The organism is Pseudalkalibacillus berkeleyi (assembly GCF_021608225.1).
Lineage (GTDB): Bacteria > Bacillota > Bacilli > Bacillales > Fictibacillaceae > Pseudalkalibacillus > Pseudalkalibacillus berkeleyi.
Map to the genome: position 1 here is coordinate 1,315,428 of NZ_JAKIJS010000001.1, position 11,641 is coordinate 1,327,068.

The 11,641-nt window shown below is 38.7% G+C and carries 8 protein-coding genes and 1 pseudogene; 8 read left to right on the forward strand and 1 reads right to left on the reverse strand.

Going from position 1 to position 11,641, the window contains the following annotated elements; translation table 11 throughout:
- Nucleotides 1-7 precede the first annotated feature (7 nt).
- Nucleotides 8-439: a hypothetical protein gene (locus tag L2716_RS07055; protein ID WP_236333119.1), complete on the reverse strand. Its 432-nt coding sequence runs from the start codon at nucleotides 437-439 to the stop codon at nucleotides 8-10.
- A gap of 360 nt (nucleotides 440-799) precedes the next feature.
- Here L2716_RS07055 and L2716_RS07060 point away from each other — a divergent pair, with 360 nt between their 5' ends.
- The 8 genes and pseudogenes from L2716_RS07060 to L2716_RS07095 form a co-directional block, all read left to right on the forward strand.
- Nucleotides 800-1,918 carry an MBL fold metallo-hydrolase gene (locus tag L2716_RS07060; RefSeq protein ID WP_236333121.1) on the forward strand — a complete coding sequence of 373 codons (1,119 nt, stop codon included), beginning with the start codon at nucleotides 800-802 and terminating at the stop codon, nucleotides 1,916-1,918.
- Between the two features lie 328 nt (nucleotides 1,919-2,246).
- On the forward strand, nucleotides 2,247-5,117 hold the full coding sequence (locus L2716_RS07065) for a 2-oxoglutarate dehydrogenase E1 component (RefSeq protein WP_236333123.1): 2,871 nt from the start codon (nucleotides 2,247-2,249) through the stop codon (nucleotides 5,115-5,117).
- The gene (odhB, locus tag L2716_RS07070; protein WP_236333125.1) at nucleotides 5,114-6,400 is read left to right on the forward strand and encodes a 2-oxoglutarate dehydrogenase complex dihydrolipoyllysine-residue succinyltransferase; all 1,287 of its coding nucleotides are present in this window, start codon (nucleotides 5,114-5,116) and stop codon (nucleotides 6,398-6,400) included. The genes L2716_RS07065 and odhB overlap by 4 nt, the downstream gene beginning before the upstream one ends.
- Before the next feature lie 403 nt (nucleotides 6,401-6,803).
- A complete protein-coding gene (locus tag L2716_RS07075; protein ID WP_236333127.1) occupies nucleotides 6,804-7,739 on the forward strand; it encodes an NADP-dependent oxidoreductase in 936 nt (311 codons plus the stop codon).
- Between the two features lie 240 nt (nucleotides 7,740-7,979).
- Nucleotides 7,980-10,424 carry a M4 family metallopeptidase gene (locus tag L2716_RS07080; RefSeq protein WP_236333129.1) on the forward strand — a complete coding sequence of 815 codons (2,445 nt, stop codon included), beginning with the start codon at nucleotides 7,980-7,982 and terminating at the stop codon, nucleotides 10,422-10,424.
- A gap of 132 nt (nucleotides 10,425-10,556) precedes the next feature.
- Entirely contained in the window at nucleotides 10,557-10,883 is a 327-nt protein-coding gene (locus L2716_RS07085) for a VOC family protein (RefSeq protein WP_236333131.1), read from the forward strand.
- Nucleotides 10,884-10,901: 18 nt separating this feature from the next.
- Entirely contained in the window at nucleotides 10,902-11,327 is a 426-nt protein-coding gene (locus L2716_RS07090; protein WP_236333132.1) for a DUF1801 domain-containing protein, read from the forward strand.
- A gap of 12 nt (nucleotides 11,328-11,339) precedes the next feature.
- Nucleotides 11,340-11,585, forward strand: a pseudogene (locus L2716_RS07095) (alpha/beta fold hydrolase); the annotation flags it as partial.
- Nucleotides 11,586-11,641 lie beyond the last annotated feature (56 nt).

Here is an 11,641-nt window from a genome sequence, read left to right on the forward strand (position 1 = left end):
GAAGAAACTATAGCCAAAGCTCTTTTTCTGTAATCTGTTGAGCATCATCTTTCGAATTCTGCAAATGAATTTCCGCATAGTCTTGCCATTGTATGATCGACTCAATGAAGGTTCGATAAGAATCTGGAGCATCATCGAGCATTGTCATCAAACCTTCTCGTACTTGTTTATCTCTTTGTTCAGCATTTTTCAAACAGCCGACCAAGGTTTGAATGATAGATTGCTCTGTATCACCATTCATTAATCTAAGTGCTGAACCAGAAGCGGTCACTCGATGATAGGAGGCAGGCACAAGGTGTGTATGCATCTGTTCATTTCCTTTTAAGTTTGCTGTTTCTTGAATATAGAAGAGTTGTGTACTCATTGAGCAAACCATCAGCTCCCCGTAAAGACTCCGGTTTATTGCGGTTGCAACAGGTTCCCAGCTATTCTGTCTCACAAATACACCCCCATATCATTCATTTCACTTAGGGTATTATATGTCTACAATGCTTGTATGCTTGCAAAAAGCTTCAAACACTAATTGCTCATATGTAGAAGACAAAGCCAGCTTCTTAGCTGACTCTAAACTTTCCCGTATGTTATTGATGAAATTAAATTTCTCTATTTAAGTATTCACTCCTTATACTTTATTTTGCTATGTATCCCTAATATAAATCAATGAGATTAGTCCATCAAATATTAGTCTAATTATTCAGTCAATTAAAGAAACCGTAATTTATGTTATAAATAATACACTCTAGGGTATCACATATAATAGAGGCAAATTATTAGCTAATTTAACGGAGGGGATACGACAATGGAACCATTAACAGTCAACGAACTTGTAAAGAAAATTTTAGACAAAGAAGAAGTCTTCTTGTTAGATGTTAGAAAGCAAGAAGATTACGAAGACTGGTCTGTTGAAGGTAAATCAATTCGAAGTATGAACATTCCATTTAGTGATTTGAAAAATAAAGTAGAAGAAGTGAAACAACAACTTCCTGAAGATAAAACGATTTACGTCATGTGCGCCAAAGGTGTCTCGTCAAAACAAGCTGTGCAGTTGCTAGAAGATGCAGGAGTCGAAAATATTACTCATGTCAAAGGCGGAATGACGGCCTGGAGTGAGCATCTTGAACCTATAAAGATTGGTGAAACAAGCAAGGGGGGCAGTCTTTATCAATTTGTACGAATCGGAAAAGGATGTTTGTCTTATTTAATTGAGTCTAATGGCGATGTTGCGATCGTTGACTCCAATCGGATGGCGGATGTTTACTTGGACTTCGTCAAAAAGAATAATTGGACGATTCAAGCTGTAATCGATACTCACCTGCATGCAGACCATATTTCTGGTGGATATTCCATTTCTAAAAAATCAAATGCATCCTATTGGTTTCCACCTGAAGATGATGAGGGCCTCGAATTTGAGTACAGTGCACTTAAGGAAAATCAAACCATACAAATTGGCGATATCAAAATAGAGCCTATTTATTCACCTGGTCATACCGTTGGGAGTACCAGTTTAATCGTGGATAATCAATTCTTGCTTACTGGTGACATCTTATTTATAGAGTCAATTGGGAGACCTGACCTTGCAGGCAAAGCAGATGCTTGGGTTGACGACTTAAGAAATACATTATATGAACGGTACGAAGAACTGCCACAGGATTTGATTGTTCTGCCTTCACACTTTGGAGATATGAATGAGATGAATGAAGACGGTAGTGTTCAAGCCAAATTAAATGACCTATATAAAAAGAACGAACGATTGAATATTGATGATGCTGAAACATTCAACCATATGGTTACCGATAATCTACCACCCCAACCAAACAGTCATGAAGAGATACGCAAAACGAATATGGGGCAGAAAAATCCAGATGATGATGAAAAGCAAGAAATGGAAGTCGGACCAAACCGTTGTGCAGTTAGTTGAATGATTATTAAAAAAAGATGAATAATAAGCGATAGAAAGTTAAAAGAATAGACGAAGAATATCCATGGAGGCTGTTAAAATACTTAAACAGCCTCCAATTTTGATGTGAATTGTCGGTTTAATGCGAAAAATATCAAAAATTGAATTCTTTCTAAACCATTGTAAGCGTTGTTATGTTAATATGGTCTAGGAAGTTTAGTTTACCGTATTTAAAGGAATTCTAAGTAGTAAATTAAGCTTCGGAATTGCTGTCATTTCTACTTAATAATGTGAGAATTAAAAATGCTAAAAAAAGCGTTAAACCATATGTACTAGGAGGGTATATGAAATGGCTACAAACGGACCAAGCAACGAGAAGCCATGGCAGGGATTTTCTGGCCCCAACCTTGGCTATGCGATCGAATTGTATGAACAATACAAAACTGATCCAGATTCGGTCGAACCAAATTTAAAAGAACTATTTGATAAATGGGGACCTCCACCAACTTCTTTTGAGGATGCTCCTACTGGTGAAGTGAAACAAGATCCATCTTCAATGAAGAAAGTGGTCGCAGCTGTCAAGTTAGCTGAAAACATCCGCACATATGGTCATCTAGCAGCTGAAATTAATCCACTTGAAAAAGCACAAAAGGATACTCGTGTTCTAGATCCGAACGAATACGGACTTTCTGAAGAAGATTTACAATCGATTCCAGCAGATGTTGTATGGAGTGAAGCGCCAAGTAATATTCGAACAGGTCTGGAAGCGATAAATCGTTTAAAGGAAATTTACACAAAATCGTTAGCATACGAATTCAACCATGTCCATGAAGATGAAGAACGTAATTGGTTATTTGAGATGGTAGAGACAGATTCTATTTATCGCTCTTTATCTTCTGATGATCGTGTGAACCTGTTACAGCGTCTTACAGAAGTAGAAGGTTTTGAAAAGTTTTTACATCGCACATTTGTCGGTCAAAAACGTTTTTCTATTGAAGGACTTGACTCGATGGTCCCTATGCTTGACGACATCATTAAGTCGGGCGTGAAAGATGGTGCGCGGAACGTCATGATCGGCATGGCTCACCGTGGCCGATTAAATGTACTCGCACACGTGTTAAACAAGCCATATGAAAAGATTTTTGCAGAGTTTCATCATTCACCTAATAAGGAGTTATTCCCTTCTGAAGGGTCAATGGGGATAAACTATGGATGGACTGGGGACGTAAAATATCATCTAGGTGGAAACCGTGAGATTGAAGAGGGGACTACTGAGCCAGCATCGATTACACTTGCTAACAACCCAAGTCATCTTGAATATGTAAATCCTGTAGTAGAAGGTTACACACGTGCAGCTCAAGAAGATCGAACGAGTGCAGGATATCCAAAACAAGACGTTTCTAAATCATTTTCAATTATGATTCATGGGGATGCAGCATTCCCTGGTGAAGGAATTGTCGCTGAAACATTGAATTTAAGTCGATTACCTGGCTATCAATTAGGCGGTTCAATTCACATTATCGCCAACAACCTATTAGGTTTTACAACGAAAAGCCATGATTCACGTTCTACTCGGTACGCAAGCGATCTTGCAAAAGGATTTGAAGTACCCATTGTACACGTAAATGCAGATGATCCAGAAGCATGTCTTGCTGCCATTCACTTAGCTTACCAATATCGTATGCAATTTAAGAAAGATTTCTTGATTGATTTGATCGGTTATCGTAAGTATGGTCATAATGAAATGGATGATCCAAATGCAACAAACCCTAAGCTTTATGAAAAAGTAAACAAACACCGAACTGTTCGTGAACTTTATGCTGAAGTTTTACAAAATGATGGCGTCATTAATGGAGATCAGTCAAACAAGATGGACAAACAAGTCCAAGACATGCTCCAAGAGAAATATGAACAGGTTTCTAGTGGAGAAGACGACGGTGATATTAATGAAGCTGAAACACCAGAACAAATTGTTCATGGGTTACCAAAGGTCAATACTGCATTACCACTTGAAGAGCTAAAATCAATGAATGAAGGTTTATTGAAATGGCCTGAGAACTTCAATGTGTATCCAAAATTAGAAAAGATTTTAAATAGACGTAAAAAAGTATTTGAAGAAGAAAACGGTAAAGTTGACTGGGCAATGGGTGAAACACTCGCTTATGCTAGTATTTTGAAAGATGGAACACCAATCCGACTTACAGGTCAAGATACAGAACGTGGTACGTTTGCTCAACGTCACTTAGTATTGCATGATCCACAATCGGGAGACGTGTTCTCTCCATTGCACAAACTGCCTGAAGCAAAAGCATCATTCGGTATTCACAATAGCCCATTATCTGAGGCATCCGTTGTCGGTTATGAATACGGGTATAATGTGATTGCACCAGAGACATTGGTTCTTTGGGAAGCACAATATGGTGACTTCGCAAATGCTGCACAGGTCATTTATGATCAGTTTATTTCAGCCGGTCGTGCAAAATGGGGACAAAAATCCGGAATGGTTCTGTTATTACCGCATGGGTATGAAGGACAGGGTCCAGAACACTCGAGTGCTCGATTAGAACGCTTCTTACAATTATCTGCTGAAAATAACTGGACGGTTGCAAACTTGACGAGTGCAGCGCAATACTTCCATATTTTAAGAAAGCAAGCTGCAATTCTTGATAAAGAAGAAGTTCGTCCATTAGTGATTATGACACCGAAGAGTTTACTCCGTAATCCACGTGTAGCTTCTACACCGAAGGAATTTACGGACGGAGAGTTCAAGCCAGTCATGCGACAACCAAATCATGACACGAAAAAGGACAAAGTAAAACGACTTATCCTTTGTACTGGTAAAGTTGCGGTAGATGTCCAAACTGAGATGGAATCAAGTGATCAAAATTGGGATTGGATTGACGTATTGCGCATTGAACAGCTTTATCCGTTCCCTGAAGATGAAATTATTGAGCAACTAGAGCAATATGAAAACTTAGAAGAAATAATCTGGGTTCAAGAAGAACCTAAAAACATGGGTGCTTGGTTCTATGTCGAATCAAGAATCAAATCGATTGCATCAAACCGCGTTACGATCTCCTACATTGGTCGTCCAGACCGATCCAGTCCAGCTGGAGGGGAACCAGATGTTCACAAAAGAGAACAAGAACGCATCTTAAATCAAGCACTGAACTTAAACCAAACGAACACTGTGACAACTGAAGGAGGTAATGTATCGTGATTGAAATTAAAGTACCAGAACTTGCAGAGTCTATTTCAGAAGGAACGATATCAGAATGGTTAGTAAACAAGGGTGATAAAGTTAGCAAAGGTGACCCTGTATGTGAACTTGAAACAGACAAAGTCAACGTAGAAGTAAGCGCAGAAAACGACGGCGTCATCACAGAATTCTTAAAGGAGTCTGGTGATACAGTTGAGGTTGGTGAAGTAATCGCAAAACTTGACGAAGCTGGTGAAGGAAGCAGCGCACCATCTGACAAAGACGACAAGGAAGAGGCACCTAAACAAGAAGTGAAGGAAGAGAAATCTACTAAAGAAGAGAAGGCTCCTGCTTCACAAGAAACTGAGGAAGAAGAACAAGACGACACAGACCGTACACTTGCTTCACCTGCAACACGCAAACTAGCACGGAAGCTAGGTGTTGATTTAAACAAAGTTAAAGCAACTGATCCACTTGGAAGAGTCCGTTCTGAAGATGTGAAAGCACATGCAGAACAAGGTAACTCAGAAAAAGAATCAGCTAAGAAATCAGAATCTAAGAGTAGCAAACCAAGTTCATCTACTCCAGAACAAAATTTCGAAAAACCAGTTGAGCGGGTGAAAATGTCTCGCCGTCGCCAAACGATTGCAAAACGTTTAGTTGAAGCACAACAAACAGCTGCAATGCTTACAACATATAACGAAGTAGACTTGACTGCAGTCAATGACCTTCGTAAGCGTCGTAAGGAACAGTTCCTAGAACAAAATGATGTTAAGCTTGGCTATATGTCATTCTTTACGAAAGCTGTTGTCGCTGCATTGAAGAAGTTCCCACGTATCAACGCAGAGATTCAAGGTGATGAAATTCTTCTTAAGAAATTTTATGACATTGGTATCGCTGTTGGTGCAGAGGAAGGTCTAGTCGTACCTGTTGTCCGTGATGCTGACAAACTGAGCTTCGCTGGAATCGAACAAGAGATCAAGAACTTGTCTAAGAAGGTTAAGTCTAAGAAGTTGACAATTGAAGAGTTGCAAGGTGGAACATTTACAATCACAAACGGTGGTGTATTTGGGTCCTTGATGTCTTCACCAATCTTGAACTCACCACAAGTCGGTATCCTCGGTATGCATAAGATTCAATGGCGTCCAGTAGCAATTGATGAAGAACGCATGGAAAACCGTCCAATGATGTATATCGCACTATCATACGACCACAGAATCGTAGACGGAAGCGAAGCAGTAAGCTTCCTAGTGAAAATTAAAGAACTACTTGAAGACCCAGAATCGCTCCTTCTAGAAGGATAAAACCTTAAAAACTGTCTTGTCATCAACTTATTGTTGATGCAAGGCAGTTTTTTTGGTGAGATCAACTTAGTTTATCTTTTGGTCCGGTGCGGGTACTAAAATCTGCGGTTTCTCTATTTCAGGGTACGTGCGAACCTCTCCCTGGTACTGAAATCTGCGTTTTCCTTTTTTTAGGGTGCGTGCGAACCTCTCCCTGGTACTGAAATCTGCGTTTTCCTTTTTTCAGGGTGCGTGCGAACCTCTCCCTGGTACTGAAATCTGCGTTTTCCTTTTTTTGGGTAAACGGATAAAATAGGGCATGTTATACAGGACACCCTGTAACACGTTGAATCATGCCAAGCAGAACATTTTGATTCTTGATGTAATTGTATTATCATTTCAATCCATAAGGAGGTTTTAAGTTATGAAAGCTATTGTGATCGAACAATATGGTGGTAAAGAGACTTTAAAGGAAAAGGACGTCGAAACACCAACAATAAATGAAGATCAAGTGTTGGTCGAAATTCATGCGACCTCCATTAATCCTATAGATTGGAAGGTGAGGGAAGGTTATCTGAAAGATATGTTACCTTTCGAATTTCCACTCATACTTGGTTGGGATGCAGCAGGGGTCATCGTGCAAAAAGGAAAGAATGTAACTACATTCGATGTGGGAGACCGGGTATTCACACGACCTGCAACGACGAATCAAGGTACTTATGCAGAATTTGTACCTGTCGAAGAAAATTTACTTGCAAAGATGCCTGAGGAAATGAGCTTTGAAGAGGCTGCTTCTATTCCACTTGCTGGTTTAACCGCTTGGCAGTGTCTCGTTGACTTCGGTAAAATCAAAGAAAATGATAAAGTGCTCATTCATGCTGGTGCTGGCGGTGTTGGTAATTTCGCTATACAAATTGCAAAGAGCTTTGGAGCACATGTTGCAACAACAGCAAGTGAGTTGAACAAAGAGTTCTTACAGTCCCTTGGAGCAGATGAGATCATTGACTATAAACATGCAGATTTCTCAACCATTCTTCATGACTTCGATATTGTCTTAGATTCAATAGGTGGTGAAGTACAGTCTAAAAGCTATCAAGTCTTAAAGGAAGACGGTAAACTCGTCTCAATTGTTCAACCTCCGAATGAAGAAGAGGCAAAAAATCATAAAGTCCATGCAGGTTTTGTATGGTTAGAACCGGATGGAGAACAGCTTCAAAAGCTAGCAGAATTGTATACTGCAGGACAATTAAAGCCGATTGTTGGTGAAACGTTTGATTTCAACGAACAAAGCCTTCAAGATGCACATGCACTAAGTGAAACACACCATGCACGCGGGAAAATCGTCATCAAGATTAAATAATTCTTTCAATGAGATCAGACTACAAAAAACAGCAATACCTGACACAGGTGTTGCTGTTTTTTATTATTTTTACGCCATCTGTATTAGTGAATCCCAGACAAATCTCAACTTCCACTACGTTAATTATGCGAAAAGTCCTAATTAACTGATAATTCCGACATATTTAGTCAATTTTCCCTATTGTAAAAATATTTGGAATTCTTTACTTTTAAATAGACACTAAATTTAAGGAGTGAGCAAATGAGTAAAAGGTTATCAAAAGGGGTTAAGCAAAAAGGGGTAACGGTTAGTTTAGCATTAACGCTTGCACTAGGAAGTACAATTCTTCCTCAAAATGTTGATGCCACGTCGATTAAAAGTGAAAAGGTAGACAAGAAGCAGGACCAGTTAAAGGTGTTGCACAAGTTTGAAAAGATGAAAGGAAAGGAAGGATTAAAGGTATCCTGGGATAAAAAACGTGGCGTACCTGATTTTGTCTCTGGGAAACTTTCTGACAAAAAAGTAAAATCGAAAAGTGATGTGAAAAGTTACCTGAATGACCAAAGAGAGCTATTCAATTTAAACGCAGGTGATTTTGACATTATAGATGTAAATCAAGACGAACTTGGCATGACACACTACAAAACACAATTAAAAGTCGACGGTATACCTGTATATGGTGCGGAGCTTTCTGTACATACGAATCAGGATGGAAATGTCGTTGCCATGAATGGACAAGTTGAGCCCAAGTTAGAACAAATTCAATGGAACAAGAAAGTTAAATTATCAGAGAAAAAGGCAATAAAGAAAGCTGAAAAAATACTCGATTTTAAACCAAATAAGAACACCTACACTTCTAAACCAACAGCTGATCTTTATCTCTATGAGTCTGGTGACAATTGGATGCCGGTATATTTAGTAGAGTTACAGTTTATTGACCCTAAACCTGGCCGTGAATTTGTTTTTGTAAGCGCTACCAACGGAGAAGTCATCCATCATTACGATGCACTACACACTGCAACTGGAACGGGTGTAGATGTGAATGGTGATACGAGAACGATTAACACGCTTTATTCCGGAGGTCAATATACGTTATACGATGATACGAAAGCGATGAGTGGGGTAATCCGAACGTACACTGCTAATAATGGTACATCCCTACCTGGCTCAGACGTTACAGATTCTGATAATAACTACAATGCTAGCAATCAAGCAGCTGCGGTTAGTGCGCATTACAATGCGGGTGTAACGTACGATTATTTCTACAACACACATAATCGAAACAGCTATGATGGAAATGGCTCTGATATCATTTCCACAGTCCATTACAGTACCAATTATAATAACGCATTCTGGAATGGATCTCAGATGGTATATGGAGATGGCGATGGAAGTACATTTACGGAACTATCGGGCTCTCTAGATGTTGTTGCACATGAATTAACGCATGCCGTAACAGAAAACACAGCTAATCTCGTTTATGCAAATCAGTCAGGTGCTTTAAATGAATCATTTTCCGATGTATTTGGCGTAATTGTCGAAGCAGAAAACGGTGACTTTGATTGGTTACTTGGTGAAGATGTTTACACACCAGGTACGCCAGGAGATGCACTGAGAAGTATTTCTTCTCCATCACAATATGGACAACCTGAGCATATGAATGATTATCAAAATCTACCGAATACGGAAGAAGGCGACTGGGGTGGCGTTCATACAAACAGTGGTATTCCGAATAAAGCCTTCTATAATATAGCAACAGATATTGGTTTAGATAAATCTGGAGATATTTATTACAGAGCATTATCTTCCTATTTAACTTCACAGTCTGATTTTGATGATGCAAGAAGTGCATTGTTACAAGCGGCTACTGATCTTTACGGTTCAAGTAGTCCAGAATATCAGGCAGTTGATGATGGTTTTGCAGCAGTTGGAATTGGTGGTACTAGTTCCGGAGACACTTATGAAGCCAATGATACGCTTGCAACAGCACATGGTCCAATTGCAAGTGGCACAACGTATAACTCTTACATTTGGTCATCTTCTGACGTAGATTACTTTAAATTTGATGCAGTTGATTCAGGAAACATATCTGTAAGCTTGTCTAATTTACCAGGTGATTACGATGTTTACTTATACAATAGTGCTGGTAGTTTACTAGCACAATCAGAAAATGGCGGCACGACGAGTGAATCGATTTCATATTCAGCAACTGGTGCAGGTACCTTTTATGTGAAGGTGGTTGGATATAACGGAGCATCTAGTACATCTACCGCTTATGCCTTGAATGTTACGTACCCGACAGGCTCCCAAAGCACTGCACAATGGTATTATGAAACGGCATCAGCTGACACACCACATCCATATCCGAACAACTATAATAGTGGTCATACGTATTCAAAGCCTGGTGCACAACAGGTTGCAATCCACTTCTCAAGATTCGAAACAGAAGCTGGCTATGACTTTGTATATGTGAAAGATAAGAATGGAACAGTTATTGAACAACATGATGGTGTCAAATCTGCATTTTGGGTTATTGTTGATGGTGACGAAATCACAGTTACACTTGATTCTGATAGCTCTGTAACAGATTACGGATACCACATTGATGAAGTCGCATATTTCAACGATCAACCCCTCCTAAAAGGAACTAACAAAATCGTACAAGATGAAAAAGCTGAAACAACCTCTTCATCACCAATCGAATAATCTAGTGAGATATGGAAAAGCATTATTGATGGAATTCAATAGTGCTTTTCTTTTTGCATTTTTGATCATTCGAAAAGGATTTAATGATTATTAAACGAAGAATAGGATGTAGAAGAAGGAGGGGAATACAATTTGAAATACAAAATGTCCAATAACATAGGATTTCAAGTAAAAGATGTTAATGAAGCGAAAGAATTTTATGAAAAAGTGTTTGGATTTAAACAACCCTCTGATAGCCAAGTACAAGAAATAGAATTTAGAACGGAACATCATTCTATTTTCTTAATTGAAGGTGAAGAAAATCTCGGACCTGTATTGGAGATAATCGTAGAAGATTTAGAAGAAGCAAGAAAGCATCTCTTAGAAAACCATTTTACTATTGTAAGATGGGAAGGAAAAGGAAATGACTGTTATGTTCGTGACCCTTATGGCATGATTTACAATCTATGGGAATCTTAATAATTTGGAGGTCATCATATGTATGAATTAAAGACAAAGGAAAATAACAATGACGTGATTGAATTTATCGAAAATGTTGATAGTCCAAAGAAACGTGAGGATGCGTATAAATTACTAGATATTTTTACAGAGACGACTGGATACAAAGCGAAGATGTGGGGACCTAGTATTATTGGTTTCGGGTCTTATCATTATAGTTATGATTCTGGTCATGAAGGTGACGCTGCTTTAGTTGGTTTCTCTCCGCGCAAAGCAAAGATTAGTTTATATTTCGCAGCAGGTGATCAGAAGCGTGAAGAGCTGTTAAACGATTTCGGAAAACATACGACCGGTAAAGCATGTGTTTACATTAATAAAGTAGATGACATTGATGTTGACGTACTAAAGGATTTGATTAATCATTCGATCGATTTTTTAAAGCAAAATTATGAGGTAAGAAATTAAGGAGTTTTCGTATTGAACAGGTATTTTATTAACATTTACAATCAAGATGTACATAATACTGAGTAGGGAAATGTAAAAAGACCTGTGATCTTTTGTTTACATGGATTAGGTAGTACGAGCCTTAGTTTTCTTGAAATTGCTGAACATTTGAAAGACGATTATCGAATCATTTCCATTGATGCTCCTGGTCATGGAAAGACACCACCATTTGATGAAGAAGTTAATTACTATGAAAATGACTTTGAAGAACATGTGGAAACATAGGATGAATTTTTAGATATGGTACCAAATGATTCTCAACGGCTAACACCACA